Source organism: Thermosipho ferrireducens (assembly GCF_017358165.1).
Taxonomy (GTDB): Bacteria; Thermotogota; Thermotogae; order Thermotogales; family Fervidobacteriaceae; genus Thermosipho_B; species Thermosipho_B ferrireducens.
This window is the reverse complement of the sequence record NZ_CP071446.1, coordinates 592,506-612,569: the sequence shown is the minus strand read 5'-3', so window position 1 is coordinate 612,569 and position 20,064 is coordinate 592,506. Positions and strand designations below refer to the sequence as shown.

20 protein-coding genes and 1 pseudogene are annotated in these 20,064 nt (G+C 29.5%); 2 read left to right on the top strand and 19 right to left on the bottom strand.

The window, feature by feature from the left end; all coding sequences use genetic code 11:
- The 16 genes from JYK00_RS03040 to JYK00_RS02965 all read right to left on the bottom strand — a co-directional run bounded on the left by JYK00_RS03040 (nucleotide 1) and on the right by JYK00_RS02965 (nucleotide 16,026).
- Nucleotides 1–1,878: an AAA family ATPase gene (locus JYK00_RS03040; RefSeq protein WP_207567228.1), complete on the bottom strand. Its 1,878-nt coding sequence runs from the start codon at nucleotides 1,876–1,878 to the stop codon at nucleotides 1–3.
- 42 nt (nucleotides 1,879–1,920) lie between these two features.
- The gene (locus JYK00_RS03035) at nucleotides 1,921–2,328 is read right to left on the bottom strand and encodes a hypothetical protein (protein ID WP_207567227.1); all 408 of its coding nucleotides are present in this window, start codon (nucleotides 2,326–2,328) and stop codon (nucleotides 1,921–1,923) included.
- A 141-nt stretch (nucleotides 2,329–2,469) separates the two neighbouring features.
- A complete protein-coding gene (locus JYK00_RS03030; protein ID WP_207567226.1) occupies nucleotides 2,470–3,525 on the bottom strand; it encodes an SIR2 family protein in 1,056 nt (351 codons plus the stop codon).
- A 160-nt stretch (nucleotides 3,526–3,685) separates the two neighbouring features.
- Nucleotides 3,686–4,168, bottom strand: a complete 483-nt coding sequence (locus JYK00_RS03025) for an SIR2 family protein (protein ID WP_207567225.1) — start codon at nucleotides 4,166–4,168, stop codon at nucleotides 3,686–3,688.
- A gap of 25 nt (nucleotides 4,169–4,193) precedes the next feature.
- Nucleotides 4,194–5,975, bottom strand: coding sequence for an ATP-binding protein (locus tag JYK00_RS03020; RefSeq protein ID WP_207567224.1), 1,782 nt, complete (start codon nucleotides 5,973–5,975; stop codon nucleotides 4,194–4,196).
- 9 nt (nucleotides 5,976–5,984) lie between these two features.
- Nucleotides 5,985–7,304: an SIR2 family protein gene (locus JYK00_RS03015; protein ID WP_207567223.1), complete on the bottom strand. Its 1,320-nt coding sequence runs from the start codon at nucleotides 7,302–7,304 to the stop codon at nucleotides 5,985–5,987.
- A 377-nt stretch (nucleotides 7,305–7,681) separates the two neighbouring features.
- On the bottom strand, nucleotides 7,682–8,560 hold the full coding sequence (locus JYK00_RS03010; protein WP_207567222.1) for a hypothetical protein: 879 nt from the start codon (nucleotides 8,558–8,560) through the stop codon (nucleotides 7,682–7,684).
- Nucleotides 8,561–8,953: 393 nt separating this feature from the next.
- A complete protein-coding gene (locus tag JYK00_RS03005) occupies nucleotides 8,954–9,286 on the bottom strand; it encodes a sigma factor (RefSeq protein ID WP_207567221.1) in 333 nt (110 codons plus the stop codon).
- A gap of 286 nt (nucleotides 9,287–9,572) precedes the next feature.
- Nucleotides 9,573–9,761, bottom strand: a complete 189-nt coding sequence (locus tag JYK00_RS03000; protein WP_207567220.1) for a hypothetical protein — start codon at nucleotides 9,759–9,761, stop codon at nucleotides 9,573–9,575.
- 13 nt (nucleotides 9,762–9,774) lie between these two features.
- Complete coding sequence (locus JYK00_RS02995; RefSeq protein WP_207567219.1) at nucleotides 9,775–9,987, bottom strand: DUF2922 domain-containing protein; 213 nt, start codon at nucleotides 9,985–9,987, stop codon at nucleotides 9,775–9,777.
- Between the two features lie 333 nt (nucleotides 9,988–10,320).
- Nucleotides 10,321–10,512 (bottom strand): DUF1659 domain-containing protein, encoded by a 192-nt coding sequence (locus tag JYK00_RS02990; protein WP_207567218.1) that lies wholly within the window; start codon nucleotides 10,510–10,512, stop codon nucleotides 10,321–10,323.
- Between the two features lie 358 nt (nucleotides 10,513–10,870).
- Nucleotides 10,871–11,038 carry a hypothetical protein gene (locus tag JYK00_RS02985; protein ID WP_207567217.1) on the bottom strand — a complete coding sequence of 56 codons (168 nt, stop codon included), beginning with the start codon at nucleotides 11,036–11,038 and terminating at the stop codon, nucleotides 10,871–10,873.
- A 102-nt stretch (nucleotides 11,039–11,140) separates the two neighbouring features.
- Nucleotides 11,141–12,511 (bottom strand): MATE family efflux transporter, encoded by a 1,371-nt coding sequence (locus JYK00_RS02980; protein WP_207567216.1) that lies wholly within the window; start codon nucleotides 12,509–12,511, stop codon nucleotides 11,141–11,143.
- Between the two features lie 178 nt (nucleotides 12,512–12,689).
- Nucleotides 12,690–13,825, bottom strand: a protein-coding gene (locus JYK00_RS02975) for an IS3 family transposase (protein WP_207567215.1) whose coding sequence is annotated in 2 segments (ribosomal slippage) — nucleotides 12,690–13,573 and nucleotides 13,573–13,825 — 1,137 coding nt in all. Because the reading frame shifts where the segments join, the coding sequence is not laid out codon by codon here.
- Between the two features lie 19 nt (nucleotides 13,826–13,844).
- Nucleotides 13,845–15,116, bottom strand: a complete 1,272-nt coding sequence (locus JYK00_RS02970) for a protoporphyrinogen/coproporphyrinogen oxidase (protein ID WP_207567214.1) — start codon at nucleotides 15,114–15,116, stop codon at nucleotides 13,845–13,847.
- 1 nt (nucleotide 15,117) lies between these two features.
- Nucleotides 15,118–16,026: a hypothetical protein gene (locus JYK00_RS02965; protein WP_207567213.1), complete on the bottom strand. Its 909-nt coding sequence runs from the start codon at nucleotides 16,024–16,026 to the stop codon at nucleotides 15,118–15,120.
- Nucleotides 16,027–16,245: 219 nt separating this feature from the next.
- Between JYK00_RS02965 and JYK00_RS02960 the strand changes: the two genes are divergently transcribed.
- Nucleotides 16,246–16,470 (top strand): transposase, encoded by a 225-nt coding sequence (locus JYK00_RS02960; RefSeq protein WP_207567212.1) that lies wholly within the window; start codon nucleotides 16,246–16,248, stop codon nucleotides 16,468–16,470.
- 502 nt (nucleotides 16,471–16,972) lie between these two features.
- Here the strand turns inward: JYK00_RS02960 and JYK00_RS02955 are convergent.
- Complete coding sequence (locus JYK00_RS02955) at nucleotides 16,973–18,034, bottom strand: GDP-L-fucose synthase family protein (protein ID WP_207567211.1); 1,062 nt, start codon at nucleotides 18,032–18,034, stop codon at nucleotides 16,973–16,975.
- A gap of 176 nt (nucleotides 18,035–18,210) precedes the next feature.
- Here JYK00_RS02955 and JYK00_RS02950 point away from each other — a divergent pair, with 176 nt between their 5' ends.
- The gene (locus tag JYK00_RS02950) at nucleotides 18,211–19,116 is read left to right on the top strand and encodes a transposase (RefSeq protein WP_207567210.1); all 906 of its coding nucleotides are present in this window, start codon (nucleotides 18,211–18,213) and stop codon (nucleotides 19,114–19,116) included.
- A 2-nt stretch (nucleotides 19,117–19,118) separates the two neighbouring features.
- On the opposite strand, the gene JYK00_RS09865 is transcribed toward JYK00_RS02950, so the two are convergent.
- Together JYK00_RS09865 and JYK00_RS02940 are read right to left on the bottom strand one after the other, a co-directional pair.
- Nucleotides 19,119–19,379 carry a GDP-mannose 4,6-dehydratase gene (locus tag JYK00_RS09865; protein WP_228288218.1) on the bottom strand — a complete coding sequence of 87 codons (261 nt, stop codon included), beginning with the start codon at nucleotides 19,377–19,379 and terminating at the stop codon, nucleotides 19,119–19,121.
- Nucleotides 19,380–19,390: 11 nt separating this feature from the next.
- Nucleotides 19,391–20,026, bottom strand: a pseudogene (locus JYK00_RS02940) (transposase); the annotation flags it as partial.
- Nucleotides 20,027–20,064: the final 38 nt, after the last annotated feature.

Here is a 20,064-nt window from a genome sequence, read left to right as displayed (position 1 = left end):
CTATTCACCCTCAGTTTCTGTAACAAAATTTATAGCATCAACAATGTACTTTATATAAGGATCTTTTCTAATAATTTCCTCAACTTCATTTATATTTTCTAATAAATCCCTTGCAAGATATTGAGCTACAACTGCTTTTGAAGCCTGTGATTTTAGAAAAGGTTCATAAATTTTACAAGCAATTTTCTCATCGTTATATCTTTTCTTTCTCCATTCTTCGATCTCTTTTCTAGCTTCACCTAAAAACTTTTCGAATTCTCCTTCAAAATTATCGTTATTTTTTATCTTTTTAGCAATTTTTACAGCCGCATATAATCTATCTTTTATTCCACTTAATCCTAAATCATATTCAAGTGTCCAATTATTTGTAAACGTTTTTATTATTCCACTTTCATCATATTTCTCCTTCTTTTTCTGTCTAGCTTCTTCCCTTTGTTTATTTATATCTATTTCATTTCCGCCTTCATTGTCTATTCCACTTCCTTTTAACTCGTAATAACATTCAGGCTTTACATCAAGGTCTGTTATAATTGCAACTTTTACTCCTATGCCTCCTCCTTCTTTTCTTAAAAATATTTTTGAGTATCTTAAAAAAGCAAGATTACCAACGTTAACAATAGAAACTCCATACTTATCCAATGGTTTATTTATTATCTCTGCAATAGCGGGAACTAAAAGATTTTCAGCAATTCCTTCAACCATTATAACCCCTTTAGCAAAAAATAAATTTGCTTTTGTTGCATCAAGAAATCTTTCAAGAAATTCATAATCTCCCTTTCCAAGTTTTGTATAATTACTTCCCATGGGATAACACTGATTATTGGAACATATGATCAATCTTTCAAGATTAACAACTGAGGCCAAAGTTATACTATGTGTCGTTAAAATATACTGACTTTTTTCATTGCTTTGCTGTTGCAAATACTTTATAAGTCTTAATTGTGCCTGTGGATGTAAATGGGCTTCAATTTCCTCTATTAAAATAATCTTTGAAACTTCACTCTTTCTGGATAGTAATAATTCCATTGCTATATATAATTGATTTAAAGAACCCAATCCTGTTTTACTTTCCTCAAGACTCAATCCCAATTTAGACAATATAGAATATAAATCTCCTCCTGAGATATTAACTTTAGCTTTATAATTCTTGTTTTTATAATCTATTCCCATAAAACTTTCCAGAGTATCGTTGATAAATTCCGTAACTTCTTTTGCTCCTTTTTCTCCTTTTTCTATATTAAATTCCTTATTTTCTTCTAAAATCTCTGCTTCAAAGTAGTCTTCTATGAGTCGATTAGTTTTGTCCATATATCTTTCTAAAACATGCTTTTTTTCGTCATTCTTAAAAAACAAATCATAGCTCTTCAATATTTGATAAAATCTGGATCTATATCCAGGTGTCAATTCATTTTCTGCATCTCTTAATGGTTTAAGATATGTTGTTCTTAATAAATCTCTAGCTTCAAAACTAATATCAAGATACTCTTCACCAGCAGTAATTTTTGCTGTAATTTTATTATCTTTCATTTTTGCTATAAGTCTAACTTTTAATTGTGGAGCATTATCTTCATCAAAGGTAATCCATTCTAAAAATTTTCCACCTTCATCTTCTGTTAGGTCTTTAAATATGCATTCTATTTTGAACTCTTTTTTTATCGAATCTTTATAAAAATCTCTTTCATCAATCCAAACTCTTTCATAACTTTGTGTTCCTAAAACCAATTTTATTGCATCAATTATTGTAGTTTTACCACTATCATTTTCCCCAACAATCAGGTTTAGGCCTTTTTTAAAATCTATAGACACTTTTGGAGGTCCATCTAATTTTGCATAACCAAACTTTCTAAAGTTCCATATGTTCAACTTAGCTAAATACATAAAATCAGCTCCTTGTTTATCAAAAAGTTTTATCATATTTTTTCATTTTGCTGTTTTTTTGTACTTGATAGAAACTCTAATTTTAAATTGATTTAAACATTTTTTATAATATTTCTTCCCCTTTGGAGAACCCTCGTATCCTTGACACAATTCTAACGTTTCCAACTCTGTTAATTTTTCTTTGACCATATCACGTAATATTTTTCCTATTGAAAATCCTCCGTTATAACAAAGCGGATTACTACAATCAATATACTCTCCAGGGAAGTTTTGCTTTGTATAAGTGTGTTTATAATTCCACTTATTAATTTTTCGACCTGATTCTTCAACACTTATCACTATATCTTCTATTTCTGGGAATGCTTCTTCAAAACTTACTTTTTTACCAAATACATGCTTACTTTCTCTGAAAACATCAGAAGCTTTTAATCTTTTTCTATGATTTGACATTTTTTCACCTCTAATTTTGTAGAAGTATATCCGTTACTTATTGCCATTCCAACACAAATTCTCAATTTTTATTCAAACTTTCCTCTTTTTGTTCATTTGTATTTCACCCTCTATACTAATGAACACTCTAATCTTTAAAAACTAATTCATTTTTCTCTCAATTTCTTTTATCAAATCCTCAAGATTTTCAAAACTTTGAGGATTTATAAAAATTGGCGTTTTGTTCTCCCAATGTTTTTGAATTTTATGTATATTTTCTTTATCAATTATTATTAGGTTTCTTTCTCTAATTTCATTGTTCTTTATAAACAATTCTTTTATTATTTTTTCAATATGTGGATCATTTTTTAAAGACTGTCCCCATATTATTAAATTTTTTGCTTTTGTTAATTCTCTTTCAAAAGATTTAAAATACACACTCAAAACTGAAAAATTCTTTATCTGTTTTTCCTTTAAACCCGGAGCATTAAAAATTAAAATCGGAGAAAGCATATCCTTATTCTTTCTGTAAAAATACCAACCCTCTTTTTTTATTTTTATAAAATCTCCCTGATATGAAAAAAATTTATATGAACCGTGTAAATGCAAAAGTTTAGACTCATTCTCATCTCTAAAATAATTATTAAAATCAAAAGCATTATAGTAATAATCACCATAACCAAACATATCACGCAATTTTATTTTATTTTCACTTATTTCATCTTTGTCATATGCAAATATTATTTCAGCAATACCATCGTAATTGGTTGTATAAATAGAAATTTTATTCTCTTCAATAAATTTATAGAAGTTATATTCGGTATGATTATGATAAAAATTCGCAATTTGTTTGTATATACCACTCTCTTCAATTTCAACAAACTTTTCAACAATATTTAAAAGTTTATCGTTAATCTTGTTAAAAAATTCAGTTTTGATTTTTTCCAAACATTTTTCTAAATTCTTGTTATTTATAAGTGGCAAGAGTCCTAATAAACTTATAGATTTATGGATAATATCTATGATGTTTTCATCGGATAAACTTTCGTATTCATCCATATTTTTTATTTCCGAAAAAAATTGTGCAAATTCTTCCCAAAGATTTATAATTTTATTAATTTCATTTTTTAAATTTTTATCCTCTATAAAATCTCGTATACTGTAATTAAATCCATTTCCAAGTAAGAATACATTTTCAATTTTCCCATTTTTTTCCATTATTAACTCCTCCATAAGAATATAGTTATTGCATCTAATTTTCTCCTGTTCACAAATAAAATACAAGGATCAAGCCTTTCTCTTTACTTTAATACTTGCTCTTTATTCTCCAAAGCGTGTCTCTCAGAAGTTTCATTATTTCTCTTTTGAAGAATAAGAATCAACAATTTGCTATATTACTTTTAATATTTTGTAAAAAGTTTTTCCATTTTGAATATTTTAAAGCATAAGGAAAATCCTGGTCCTTTTTCAATACTTGATATTGTAACTTTTTATAGCTACCTTCCAAAGCTTTTTCAATAAGACTATCGTAATTTGTAGTAATTATATGTGCTGGTTTTACTTCAAACAATAACTCATGTAACTTGCCAGGATTTACATGTTCTGGAAATAGCTCAATAAGAATATTATTTAATTCCTTTCGTCCATATTTATCTTCAAAAATTTGAGCAATACGTAAATAATCCTTATTTTTGTTAAAATCAATATTCAATCCTTCTTTAAGTTTATCGATTAACATTTCCCAATCAGGGAAAACTTCAGGAAGGTTTGAATAATATCTTGAAATTTCCAATCCAACAAAAATAACAAGGTTATTATCTTTGTTTTCTACATATAATTGTTCAAGGATATAGTTTGACAATGTTTCCCCCTCAGACTTTTTAATTTTACATGGGAACATCAGAATCTGGTTTAACTCTTGGTTCATGAATTTTCATAGGCAATATAAGTGGTATATTTACACTACTTATAATAGCCTCCCCTTCATTTAAATAAGGAAGCAGTCCCATAATCGTCCCACTTTTTTCAAGTACATTCTTTACCCTTTCTATATCATTTGAATTAGTCAAATTATGAATTATAAAAGTCCCAAATTGGCTCAACACCCCTTCTGGTATATCACCTGGTCGCTGAGTAATGATACATAAAAATACTCCTTTCTTTCTTGATTCTTTTGCAAGTATCTCAAAAGAGTTTAATCTGTACTTTCTCATTTCGTTTTCTTTCTCTTTTTTTAAAAAATTATGTGCTTCATCAACAAAAACAAAAACACTACCATCTTTTATCCCATTCTTCCTTGCAAGTTCCAAAATTTTTCTACCAATAAGTTCTACAACAAGCTCTTTCATGTTAAACTCTGTAATAACCTCTTCAAGATTTATAACCAGTACTTTTTTTTCTTGGTTTACAACAAAATTTTCAATATATTTCAAAACATCTCTTGCTTCTGCACTTTCTCCTACAAATAATTTTTCAAATATCTCTTGATTAGTAATGTTATTCAATCTCAGAATCATTGGTAAACATTGTCCATATGTTTTTTCGTCGTAATCTCCAAATAAATTATTATTTTGCTTATTTGTTTCCCATATGCACTCTTCTTTTATTTGGTGAGAAAGAAGAAAAATATTAACGCAATTTAAGTTATTCTCAGAAACCTCTTTATTAAATTTTAATAATAACGTTTCATAGTCTTCTCTATTTTTTCCCTTCTTTTTTAAAAGTCCTTTTTTATCTTCGCCTATAAAACTGTTAATAATCCTAATAATTTCTTCAGAAATACCATATTGTTCTGAATTATCTTTTGCAGCATTTGCTATCTTTACCAATTTTAAACTCCTTACTGCTTCGTTTAACTTTGGTAGTTGTATTCCTTCGGATGGAGTCAGCATCAGATATAAGTCTTCTAATTGCATCTTGTGATAATCAATTATTGAATCTATTCCTAATCTAAATATATCGGCATCATAATCTTTTTTTATTTCTTCAGAATCAAAAGCATTAGTATATTCACCTGTAGGATCTATCAATATGATTTTTTTGTTCTCAGCAATCAATAAATCTATCAATTTTGCAGCAGTCCAACTTTTCCCACTACCCGTTGTTCCAACGATTGCACAATGTCTTGAAAAAATTTGTTTTGTGGTTAATTTAATGTTCACATCTTTTTTTCCTAAAACATTTCCTAAACAAAATTTTATTTTTTCTTTTTCTGATATCCTTGTATTTTCCTCATTTAAATTTTCCAAAAAAGATTTAACAACATCCCCTTTCGCAAGAAAAACCCTCGCACCTATATTTGGAAAATCTGTTGAGATTCTTTTTAGTTTTTTTGTCAAGTAATCAAAAGCCATTAAAAGAGAGATTTTTATTCTGGGATTAAGTGCTGTTTCTTTGTTGAGTTCAAAACTTGTACTAGTAATTTCTTTTCTTTCTTTTTCCAAAAATTCAATTTCAAAAATTTGTCCAAGAAACCCATAGTTATCTCCTTCTATTAAAACATACGAATTTAAAAGACCCCCATGATAATCTTCCCCATTATAATGATAACGTGTAAGCTGATAATAATGAGGAGTATTTAAAAGAGCATAATTTTGTGTCACTTTTGAAATATAACCCAAAAGTAATCCTTCATCAAATATTTCTGTATGAGCTTTTAAATGTCCCATAACCCCACCTCAAAATTCGTTTTCCCTTTCATAATTACCGTATAATAAGTCTACAAATTCGGAAAAACTTTTTTCAACCAACAAAATTCTGGATAGTATTGTTTCATTAAAATTCTGGATAAATTTATATTCAACCCGTAATTCGTCAAGTTTTTTATTGTAATTTTCAGGTTCCTTGGAACTTTCCACCTCGCCACTTTTCGAGCTTTCATTTTGACCTTCCCCAAAAATACTTATATCAACCATCACCATTTTTAAACTATTATTCAGTTTTAAAGCATTAATTATCGCATTGTTAATATGTTCATCACCAAAACTAAAACCAATAACAATCAAAACTGTATTCTTTTTCTTTAATTCTGAAATAAATCTTGAATACAACTCAAAATGTGGAGATGAAAATGTTTGTTCAAATTTTGTAGTAGCTGGATATATCATAACAAATTGTACTTCTTCTCCATCCACACCTGATTGTATTTTTCCATTCTTAACGACTTTGAATCTCAATTTTTTAATTTTTTTGTCCTTATCTCTAACCCAATCAATTGAACCATGTAATTTATAAAGATGAATTACTTTATCAGCAAGAATAGGTTCAGCTAATTTTCTAACATTATCTCTTACTACAAAATCATAGTCAAAATAAGAATCATCAAAATATCTAGGTTCTGCATAACTAAATCCATCAATCAATATTATTTTCTCGTCTGAGGCAGCCTGTTCAAACAAGGTATCATAATTTGTGGTAAAAATTTTTAATCGTTCATTTTTCTTACTTCTCAAACTTAAAATTTTACTTAAAAACTCTCCATGCTTAAAATAATTCCTATGGTATTCTAACTCACATTCTTCCTTTATCTTTTGCCTTACTTGCTTGATGAAATTTTTAAGTTTTTCAACAACTTGTTCATTTCCTAATGCCTCATTAACCTTAATATATTCATCTGCTAAACTCAGTTTCTCTTCTAATCTATAGCAACTTACGCACTCCTTATTTTCCTCATCATACTTTCCTGGACAATCTTTTGGAAAAAATATTTTTTCAAGATTACAATTATCTAATTTTTTCTTACCAATTTGACAAACTGTACTAATATACAATTCTTTCATGGTTTTGCCGCTTTTAACATCGCTTAATCTTTTGGCGTATTTTTTAGAAATTATTGAACAACCAGCACCAGCTAAAATTACTAAATTATCTTCTGTTTTAAATATAAATTCGTTCAATTTATTAGAACTATCCTCTTCATTCTTCAAAGAAATAAACTCTTTTTTGGCTTGATTATAATAGAAAATACTTTCAGTTGATTTTAAGGTATCAAAACCCACTATTTCCATCTCCTTTGGCTTTGGATCAATATCTGCTAATTTAAAATATTCTGTAATTGGATATCTATAAATAGCTATAAATTTCTACGTCATCTTCCAAAACAGTAGCTCTGCTTCGTAACCTTCGCCTGTCCCAAAATATGGGATTCCAAACATTTAGAAAAATCTTATCTTGCGTAATTATCTTTAACATATTTTTGAATCCAATATTCCCTATCACTTGAATGGTATCTATAAACTTTTTCACATTTTTCACATTTTATGATTGCTCCCATCTTTATCACCTACGTTTTATGAATTTATTTTTCAAAGTTTGATTATGCATAATACGGGAACATGTAAGATTTTGCTTGTTAAGGAGACAATGAAGCCAATACTCAAAACAACTTTCTCTGTCCAAAAATTCTTGGTTTTCTTTTAAAGAAAAAACTTTCAATTGGAATTCTTTCATAATACGTTCTTTTAGGAAAAAAAGAAATATCAAAATTTTTGTTATATGCTTTTCTATCAGAAATCTGTTGGATAATGTTCTTCAATTTTAAAACCATTTTATTTCTAGCTTCTAACTTTTTAGAGCTTGCTTCTTCATAATCAAAAGCAAAAGAAACTACACCTAATATCAAGTCAATAAATTCTATTAAATACGAATATTTTTTATAAACCTTTTCTTCCGTTGGATCAGAATTAACAAATGCTATTTCCATATCCTCTATTAGTAAAGTTTTATCTTCTTTAAAAGCTTTCTTTAGTTGATTTTTAAAATACGGTTGTTCGGTTTCAAGTACTCCTTCTGCATCATGGAACACTTTTCGTATCTCATATCTTTGAACCTTATTTTTAAAGAAATGACTCCATGAACTTTTTATTATTGTTCTAAAAAAACGACTGTAAGAATTATAATATTTATCCATCTCTTTGTTTGCTCCAAAACGATAAGGATCTAATTTCTGACTATCTATTCCTAAAATATTTATAAGAAACGGCGTCTCAGAATGAGAAGAGAAACTATCACAAAGAAAATCTAACCATTTCATAGCTACTTTGTATCTTCCTCCATTAACTTTTATTTCTTTATATTTCATTTCTTTAATTTTTTCATCATTCTGAGTATTCATTAAAAAATCTATTATTTCATCTTCAAAACGTTCTTTTACAATCAACATTCCTATATAATTCCATTTATTTTTTACTTTCTTTTTTTCATCAACAAATATTTTTACAAAAACATTTGAATTTTCACTCAAATCAAAAAGCAAAGAAATCACTCCTTTTTAAATACACATTTTATAAAATTGGCCTAATCAAAAACTTGGACCTTTATCATAAAAATTCATCAATCTAAGCGTAATACTATAGTCACATAACAAACAAATTATATCACATTCAATTACAAAAAAACAAAAAAAAACCACAGGGTTTCCTGTGGCGTTTGTTTGTTTAATTATTCTTCTTTTCTTTAACTTTTCGCAAATCTTGCCAATTATAAGATTCCTCACCCTTTGGGTTCGGAATGACATGAAGAAAGGGCCAACCTCGCTAACTCTCGCTAAATACAAGATTCCTCGTCGCATGCGCTCCTCGGAATGACAAAAAGGACAAGATTCCTCACCCTTGGGGTTCGGAATGACATGTGTGGAAGGCCAACCTCGCTAAACAACATATTCCCCCTGTATTTCTCTGAAAGCGTCTTTATTTTCATCATCGCCTGAAACATATTCCATCTTCAAAGGCGTAAAAGGAGCATTTCCACAATATGGTGGTTTTCTATTATACTTAACAATTGATATCAACTTATTTCTTACAAAAGCCAATGCAAACTTTCTTTCATCCCCTCTTCCATCAAACTTCCTTATTGCATGAAGCAGAATATACCATATTGTTTGCTTTAAATCTTCATACGATTCACATTTATAACCATACCTTTTATAATACCTTCCCGCAATCATTTCAACATCTCTTTTATAATCATCATATACACTCATTCAATAACCCCCCAGCAAAATAATTTAAAAACAACAAAACACACCTAATATACATTAGTATACCATACAAACCTAAAAAAACAGGAGGGAAACTCCCCCCTGTTTCATAAAAAGACACAATACACCCTTTTTTCATAACACCTTCTAACCTTGCTAATTAAAAGATTCCTCACCCTTCAGGTTCGGAATGACAAAGGTAGAAAAGGTCATCCCGAGGAATATCCCTCTCCTGTCATCCCGAGGAACGAAGTGACGAGGGATCTTGTTTTTCGCCAATCTTGCCAGCTTAATACATCACCCTTGCGAGATAATCTATCGCAGGGGATAAAAACGCATAAATCATTTCTCTTGGTAAATTTATATTCAATTCATCAAAAATCTCATCAACCAATTCTATTACCTCTTTCTTCTTATTCTCCCCATCCCCCGGTCTTTCCACAAGCTCCATAAAAAGTTTAACTATATCCCACAGCATACTATTCACCTACTCACTGAATCAAATCGATAACAACATTTGTATTTGTTTCAACAATACGTGCTTCATCAAAAACATACCCTGCTGGAACAAGCCCATTGTCTATCAAAGCCTGTGCATCCTGTTCTAACTCAGTTGTGTTTATATTTTCCACAGGATCAGGAAGATTAACCCTTAACGTTGTCCCTTCAGTTGTATTCCTGTAAACCAAACTAAGCCTCTTCATCCATATCCCTCCTTAAATTTTTCATTATCAATCAATACGCACTAACCCTCGCCAACACTCGCTAACTCTCGCCAACCTCGCCAATTACAAGATTCCTCACCCTTCGGGTTCGGAATGACAAAGGTAGAAAAGGTCATCCCGAGGAATATCCCTCTCCTGTCATCCCGAGGAATGTAATGACGAGGGATCTTTTTCCTTATTGTCATCCCGAACGCATGTGAGGGATCTTATTTTTTGTCATTCCAAGCAAAGCGGTGGGGATGTCATCCTGAGGAGCGTCAGCGACGAAGGATCTTATTCCTTTACTAACTCTCGCCAACCTCGCTAATTTTGCTAAATCACCTGCTCATAACTTACCAATTGAACACTATCTAAACTATAATTTGTATACTTTTCAAGTATCTGCACAATCGCATTTGCTTTTGCAACATCAACAACATCTTCAACACTTAACGTTTGTCTTTTAAAAACAGGTTCTCCATTTTCATCCACACCAGTAAGCCACTTAATAGCAACCTTTTTCATCTTCATCCCTCCAAAAAAATTTTTTCTGCACGCTGCCGGCTGCGTACATATAAATATATCTACGTAACATTCACGTTTTAACCATAATGTATACATATGTATAGATATTGTTACACAGAAAACTATTCCAGGGAAGCTAAAAACACAGGAAGCATCTACAAAACGGCAGGAAAACACCGAAGCAACACATCTGTAACAAAATAAAACCAAATAAAACATAAATGAAACATAACAAGGATTTTGTTTTTTTGTTATCACTTTTTTGTTATTCTGAACGCGCAAGCGTGAAGAATCTTATTATCCTTTAAAACATGTCATCCTGAGGAACGAAGTGACGAAGGATCTTATTCCTTAATTTTTAATAAAAGGATATAGGGGTTGGAAACACTATTTCCTGAGCACATTTTAATGCATACGAATCAGTCATTCCTGAAATATAATCCACTACTATTTGTAATGAAGAAGTTCCTTCATTCTTATATAATTTTTCCCTGCGTTTCAAATAATTCCTAAATCTTATATTCAAAGGTATTAACTCACTATTATATTTCTCAAAATTCCATATAATTTTGCTATTTTTTATTAAAATGTTTACAATCTTTGATTTATTACTATTATTTTATTATGACTACTCTCTTGAGATTAAAATTCTAAATAGCTTGACAAATTCCTTTTTAAAGAAAATCATAGTAAGTATAAAAGTCCATATGCCTAAAAAAACAAATCCATATAACAATGGAAGCTTTATTGTACTAAATAGAAAACCACTTACAAATAATAAGATATAAAATATTTCTCTCCAATTAGTTTCCAATCCTTCAAAATCTTTTGAAGAATAAAAAAACCAAATATAAAAAGCTAACGTTGTTGCTATTGCAATTGTAAAATTTGATTTATTTAAAATAACTGCTAAAACATTTAAAACAAACGATACTACAGCCATTTTTATAACCGTATAAAAATATTTTCGTTCTTGCTTATTGGCTTTATAAAGATTAATATAGAGAGCATTTATAACTGCTATTGCCGGTAATCCCGCAAACAAAACTGATATAACTAATAGTGAGTAAGTGTATTTTTTCAACCACATATTTATAATAAAGGAAAATGCATAATATCCCAAAGAAGAAAATGAACTAATAATTATTAAATATTTTTTTATTTCCTTAACAATTCCGGGAGTATAGCCTCTTGAAAAAGCAGGATACAAAGATATCGCCACAGATGATATTAACAAATTTATTATATTCATCATTGAAATCGCAAAAGAATAATAAGCAAAATCTTTTGTAGTTAGTAAAAACTTTACAAACCATCTATCCATTGAATAAAATAACATTGCAAATAAGTTTCCAAGCATTATGAATAGTCCAGTTTTAAAAATAGGTATAACATCTACCTCTTCTTTTTTTCTTGTCCACAAAAGTTTTCTAAATTCAATATCAAAAATAATAAATATTATGTAACTTATTATTAAATTGACAAAAATAAAAAGCAAATAACTATCTTTTTTTATGAAAAAAATTATTATAAGATTCGACAAACACAAAAGAATTGAATATAATATCCCAATTTTGGAATAAGAATCTAATTCACCTGTAGCTTGAAATATAAATCTAAAGAAAATTCGAAAATTATTTGGAATTATTGCAATTGACAATGTGATAATAATTACATTTTTACTTAAAATCCCAAAAATCAAAACAAAAACTGAAATTAATATTTGGAATTTTAATAAAAAAACATACTCAAAACTTATTTGTTTTTTATTAATTTTACTAATAGATTCTCCACCATATTTTATATAAATTCCATCTAAAAATCCAAAACTCAAGATGCCTAAATATCCTATATATAATCCATAAGTTTTAAACAAAGCATAATTGTCAATATTTAAAAATGCAGGAATCAAAAAACCGTTAATCATACCAGTAATAAGATTAAAAAAATTTATAATTAAAACTATCAATATATTTTTTTTAATTCTTTCATAATTCACTTAACCACCTGCTTTGTAGCACATTTTTTCAATAATATAACTAATCTTCAAAATTCAGTTCTATAAGGGATTCAAAATCCCATTGTTCTTTCAACATGTTGACTTATTCTTTGAAAAAATTTTTCTTGTTTTTTTGTAGATAAATTATATAATGCACCCCGAAAAATTGGACAAAAAATCAAGCAGATTTGTATAGACTTACGAATTCTTCGAATTCCTCCTTTGAATCTTTGTATCCTAAAGCACTGTGAGGATATTCTTCGTTATAGAACTTTTCAAATGACCTGGTTTTCTCACAGAGTTCTTCGTAATTTGGATTATCTAATACCCATGCTACTTCTTCTTTGTACGTCCTAAAATACCTTTCCGTATTGGCATTACCTTTTGGATTGTTGTAGCTTGTAAATATCTGTTTTATCCCCAGTACAGTACATTCTTTCAGAAATTTCGTACTTGTTGGTTGACTTCCATTGTCACTTACTAGTATTATTCCTTTACCTCTTACTCCTTCTGGATATCCCTTATTTATAGCTTTGTCTAACGCTTTTAACCTTTTAGTTGTTCTACACCTAAGACTTATTTCACTTCCAAGGAGTTCTCTTGTATACCAATCGATCACTGCTATGTAATACGCCCATCCTCCATCTCTTGTGTATACCTTTGTCATGTCTATCCCTAACACTTCCCTTGGCCTTGTTGGCTTTATCTTTTTTTGTTTGGTTCTACAAGCTTTTTTGTGTTTAACTTTGAAAAGTAATCCATTTTCTTTCATTATTCTATATACCTTCTTTTGGTTGAGCTTGTTTCCATTTTTTCTTAACATCGCCCAGATTCTGCGGTATCCCCAGTATGGATGTTCTTTTTTGAGCTTGTTTATTTCTTTAAGTATTTTTTCATCATCTTCTTTTCGTCTGCTCTTTCTTTGGCTGTATCCCTTTGGTTTGTAATAATATGTACTTCTATTGATTTTCAAATACCTTAAAGCTTCTGATACATTAAATCCTTTTTCAAGAAGAAGTGTTACTATTTCCCGCCTCCTGGATATACTACTGTTTTTTTTAATGTCTCAATGACGATGGTCTGTTTTCCAATTACTTTTTCAAGTTCTTCAATTTTTTCTTCAAGCTGTTTTACTTTAGATTTTTTGCCATTTTCTAAACCCTCTTTGGCACCTTCTAAAAACCTATCTCGCCATTTGTAATACTGAGCTTGAGAAATACCATGTTCTCTACAGATTTGTGAAACACTCTTTTCTCGTCTAAGTCCTTCCAAAATTATTGCCATCTTTTCTTCTGTTGAGAGTTTCTTTGCCATTGACTGCACCCCCTTATCTTTATTCTAACATTCTACTTTTTTTTTGTTCAACTTTCATGGGGAGCAGTATATTTCTATTTATCCTTTCAACTAATTCCATGGCTTTTTCTATACAAACATCCATATTGTAATATTCCCATTCCCCAAACCGACCTATAGAAAAAATACCTATTTTTTGGAAATACTCTTTAATCATTTCCTTACTTTTTTTATAGTTGTGATCAAAAACCACATAAGCGTGATCAGAAACATGATAATCAAGAGGTTCTAACAAATAATCAAATTTTCTGCCTTCTGATACCATTTCTTCGTAGCTACGTTCACCAATGCTCTCTGTAATTGTATAGTTTTGCATAGGTTGAAAAAAATTTCCTATATGTATATGTCTATGAAAAATAGTATCAGGTGCTGGATAGTAAGTCCAAGTGAATTTTATGGGTTTTGTTTTCCATAAAACAGTTGTAACTTTGTTATATTTAAGTTTCCTAGCATAATCTTTAATTTTAACAGGAACATTTTTTACAATAAATGGAAGCATATTTAATGGTACTGTGCTAATAACTATATCATATTCATATTGATTGTTAACAATCCATTTATTATTTCTTTTTTCAATAGAAAAAACTTCAAAATTATTAATCACTTTCAAATCTTTCGCTAAAGCTTCAATAAAGGTATTTTGACTATTCGTATTTGGGTAATAAAATACATTGTGTGGCATAATGTCACGTTTTACTCCAATTAAAGATTCAAAAAAATCTCTCTTATTAGGAATAGGCAACTTATCTTTAACCCATAAATAATCCATTTTTTCTGGAGCCATATTCCATATTTTTCTATTATACGGTATAAAATATTCGTGGGCTAACGTTTTTCCAAATTTTTGTTCAAACCATTCCGCTAAATTCTGAGGATTTTGAAACTTTGCTTCAAAAAAATCCTTAGTAATATTAAAAGCAAGATCTTTATCGAAGGTCGCAATTTCTTTAACAGAAAACTCAATAGGATATGATATATAATGACCTCTAAAATATATTTTAGAAATTCTTTTAACTATGTGCCAGTTTTCTTTCGGTAAAACTTTATTAAAAATAAAATCTAAAACTTTTTGATTCTTAGAATTTAAGCAATGCCCTCCAACTAAATGATAAGCAACTCCATTTACATCTTTTACATATGCAATTCCTCCAATATGATTTTTTTTCTCATAGATTGTAACATCATGATCATTAGATAAAAGTTTCCCTACACTTAATCCTGTTATTCCAGCTCCTATAATACAAATTTTCATTTCACTCACCTCTTAAAATTCTTTTTAAATAACTCTTAAATTTCTTTGGAATAATAGCTGATAAAGCACTCCAAATTTCATACAAAAGAATATCGCAACAAAATTTTAAGTAATGACTAAATTTGTTCCTAGTAATTTTAAACTTTAAATGACAATATGTTAAGTTAAAATATTTTCTACTAATCTTATGTTCATTTAAAAATCTATTAAAAATTGCTGAATTACGTTTGTGGCTGTTGCTTAAAAATTGTTGTGATTCTTGAGTAAGTTTTCTATCATTTTCAATCTTATAAACTCTAGCTTCTTCAAAAATATTTATCATATTACATTTATGGTTTAACTCATTCAAAGATATTAAAAAATGTTCGAATATTCCATAATCATAAAACTTATAGTTAGAGATTGATTCAACAACTAATTCATTAGTTAAAAATACATTGTCAAAATAAATCAAATCAAATCCTTTTGATAGTTTCACTTTTTTATTGGTCTTTTTATGAAAATCTTCAATTGAAGGAAATATTACATGTGGGTGAGAAGTACCCAAAAGATTTTTCTTGTAATTTTTTATAATAGTTTCAAAAAAATTATTAGTAAATATAATATCGGCAGTACTCCAAAGTATTATAAAATTTTCTTCATTAGCTAAAGCATATTTTATTCCATTCATAAGGACTTGGCTCAAAGAATATTTGTAATGACCTGCTTTGTCATGAAAGAAAGCTGACTTAAACATATATTTTTCGACTTCCTGTTGAACTTTTTTCTCTCCAAAAAGAGTTACAACAAGTTCAAAATTTTTATAATTTTGATTTTCAATACTTCTTAAAAATTGCCGTTGTATTTCATCATTTTCGGTTCCATTGAAATCTCTAAAAGTAGTACACAAAAATATTTTTATATTACTCATTGTTCACCTCCTCGTGTATAATGTAGTAGAGAAATTTGCAAATCAATCCAACTCTGAGTTATCATATAACTAAAGTAATTCAGTTCCCCCCTGCACGTAAGTGCTTGGCTAAGTCTGACTAACTTTGGTATGAAGGTTGAATTGTTACTCGGTGAATAAGCTTTGAGCTCCTACATAGCGCGAGACTCTTTTGCCTTCATACCCAGAGTTGGATTTTATTTGAAAGGTAATAAGTATTTACGTTATTATCTCTACCAGGCAGCTTCAAGTGCTATTAGATTCGATCCTGTGCTTAGAGATTACTACAAATCCAAACGAAATGAAGGTAAAGCTCACAAAGCTGCTGTTGTACTTACTACAAGAAAACTTGTAAGAAGTATTTACTATATGCTTAAAAACAACGTCCCTTACAAACCTTTTGAAACAACCCATGTGTCAAACTAATCTTTCAATGACCTTTTGTGCCTTTTGTTACAATTTTGCCTTTTTCTCTTTTTGCTCTTGACTTATTACCGGTGACTAACCTAAATAAAAACTATATTCACCCCTTTAATAATCCTATATTATCTTCTTAGAAACTTCTTAATTATTTTAACCCTATAATAATTATTCAACATTTTTATCTTAAAAATAATTTAAAAATCTTATAATATAGGTTATTTTTTAACCACAATTAAAATGCTCTCACCTTTTTTAGTAAATTCTTAATTTACTGCTTTTTTTAATTATATTTTCTTTCATATTTTTGAATAGAGTAAATATAACCTGTTTCTAGTGTTAGATAATATTAGTATTTCCATAAATTTCTTATTTACCAAAAAATTGAAATCTCATTTCATTTAAATATTTAAAAATCTCTGACAAATCCCTTGTGCTTATCACATTTTAACATTTCAATACATTTTTTAACATACGAATCCCCCCATATATAAATACTTAAGTTTTTTTACCCATTCATATATTTTTTTATGCCAGATTTTAATTCTATTTTATATCTCCACCCCAGTTTATTCAACCTTGTTACATCCAATAACTTCCTTGGTGTACCATCGGGTTTACTTGTATCCCATTTTATTTTTCCTTTGTATCCCACTATTTCTTTTATCATTTCTACCAAATCTTTTATCTTTACATCTTCTCCTGTTCCTATGTTTACAAAGTAGTCTGGTGATATTTTTTTCATTTTTTCTGCTTCAACTTCATTCATTAAATATATACAAGCATCAGCTAGATCATCCACATACATAAATTCTCTATATACTTCTCCTGTCCCCCATACTGTTATTGATTCTTTAGTTATTCCTACTTTTTCTAATACCTTTTCTATTGTCTTTGGATCTTCTTTATTTATTTCTTTATCAAGTCCAAATCCTATTGGATACTTTTCTACATCTTTTATTATATCTTCATATCTTTCTTCCATCAATAATTTTCCTAAATGAAATTTTCTCAAAAGTGCGGGCAATACATGAGATGTTTCAAGATTAAAATTATCATTAGGTCCATAAAGGTTTGTTGGCATTACGCTTATAAAGTTTGTGCCGTATTGCTCGTTAAAATACCTTACCATTTTTATTGCAGAGATTTTTGCTATCGCATAGGGTTCATTTGTTGGTTCAAGTTCTCCTGTAAGTAGATATTCTTCTTTCATTGGTTGTGGTGCATATTTTGGATATATACATGATGAACCAAGATTTAGAAGTTTTTTTACACCGTATCTATACGATGCTTCTATTACATTTCCAGCTATCATTATGTTTTGGTATATAAATTCTGCTTTGTATGTGTTATTTGCAAGTATTCCTCCAACCTTTGCCGCTGCTAAAAATACATATTCTGGCCTTTCTTTTTCAAAAAATTCTCTTGTTGCTTTTTGGTCTGTAAGGTCAAGTTCTTTATGTGTTTTTGTTATTATATTTGTATATCCAAGCTCTTTTAATTTTCTAACAATAGCTGAACCAACAAGCCCTCTGTGCCCCGCTACGTATATCTTTGAATCTTTTTCCATTTTATGATCACCCTTCTTTTATTATTTCATTTCTGTGTTTTTCTTTTATTGCAAGCATCAAGTCATATTTTACCATTTTTTGTATTAATTCGTCAAAGGTTACTTGGGTCTGTTTCAAAAATAGGAAGGAAAAGGTATAGAAAAAAAGCAAGGGAGATGTTATAATCTCCCTTGCTATGAGAAGAAAAAACATAAAGAAGATATTCAAACTTATCCAAAAATTCTACAAAAATATTTTACCACAACTTCCCCAAAAATCTACCAATAGGGGGAGGCCTAGGAAATATTCAGATGTATTAATACTTTCATTAGCAGTTCTTAAAGAACTGTTGGGACTTTCATTCAGAGAGACATTAGAAATAGGTACAATTTACTTTAACAAAGTTCCATCACTCAGGGACTTTCATTACAGGGTTCTTCAATTAGAAGAGATTATAAAACATCTTATAAACTTCATACACGACACACTCCAGTGTGAGATAGAGAGTATTATAGTAGACGGTACAGGAATAGGGTTTAAGAAACATACTACCTTGAACTGGATGAGAGGCACATATGTACGACAGATAAAGAACCACGTTAGATGTGAAGTAGTGTTAACAAAAGGAAAATACAAACTTTTTCAGTATGTGGAAGTGGGAAAAGCTTATTCAAGTGAAATAAAACTTCTAAAAAAACTATTGAAAAAGATAGAACTCAAGGGAAAGAAATTCATAGCAGACAAGCTGTACGATGTTAAATGGTTGAGGGAGTATCTGAAAAAAAGAGGAATAAAAGAGGTAATAAAAATAAGAAAAGGAGCAATAGGCAGGAAAGAAGTAGATTATGAAGAATACAAAGAAAGGAACGAAATAGAAGGACTATTTGGAAACATAAAAACAAAGCTTGGGGGATATGTATACGCCTACAGAGATGACATGGCAAGGATACAGGCACTAATAAAGTTTTTATTGTACAACCTGTATGTGGCATATATTTTTCTTTTTACAAAGCTATGTATTGATATTACAAATTTCATAGGAAATCATATAAAAATATACAAATTTTATATAATTCCATGTAAAATTAGAAAAAACGCATAAATTCACATGAAATTCATAAAAAAATTGTATATTTCAAGTTCATTTTTCTTATTCTTATACGATTTTTGAAACAGGGCCAAGGTTACTTCTGGTTTCCAGCCAAGTTTTTCCCTTGCTTTGCTTGCATCTCCTAAGAGTATATCTACTTCTGTGGGTCTGAAGTATTTTGGATCTACTTCTACTACTGTTTTTCCTTTTTTTAGGTGCTGAAGATTTAGTTTAAAGTTTTCTAAATCCGGGTGGTGTAATGCTCCCCGAAAAATTGGACAAAAAATTAAGCAATTTTGTATAGACTTACGAATTCTTCGAATTCCTCCTTTGAATCTTTGTATCCTAAAGCACTGTGAGGATATTCTTCGTTATAGAACTTTTCAAATGACCTGGTTTTCTCACAGAGTTCTTCGTAATTTGGATTATCTAATACCCATGCTACTTCTTCTTTGTACGTCCTAAAATACCTTTCCGTATTGGCATTACCTTTTGGATTGTTGTAGCTTGTAAATATCTGTTTTATCCCCAGTACAGTACATTCTTTCAGAAATTTCGTACTTGTTGGTTGACTTCCATTGTCACTTACTAGTATTATTCCTTTACCTCTTACTCCTTCTGGATATCCCTTATTTATAGCTTTGTCTAACGCTTTTAACCTTTTAGTTGTTCTACACCTAAGACTTATTTCACTTCCAAGGAGTTCTCTTGTATACCAATCGATCACTGCTATGTAATACGCCCATCCTCCATCTCTTGTGTATACCTTTGTCATGTCTATCCCTAACACTTCCCTTGGCCTTGTTGGCTTTATCTTTTTTTGTTTGGTTCTACAAGCTTTTTTGTGTTTAACTTTGAAAAGTAATCCATTTTCTTTCATTATTCTATATACCTTCTTTTGGTTGAGCTTGTTTCCATTTTTGGGAGTATAATAAAAAATGTGTCTAGGGGGTGAAAGGG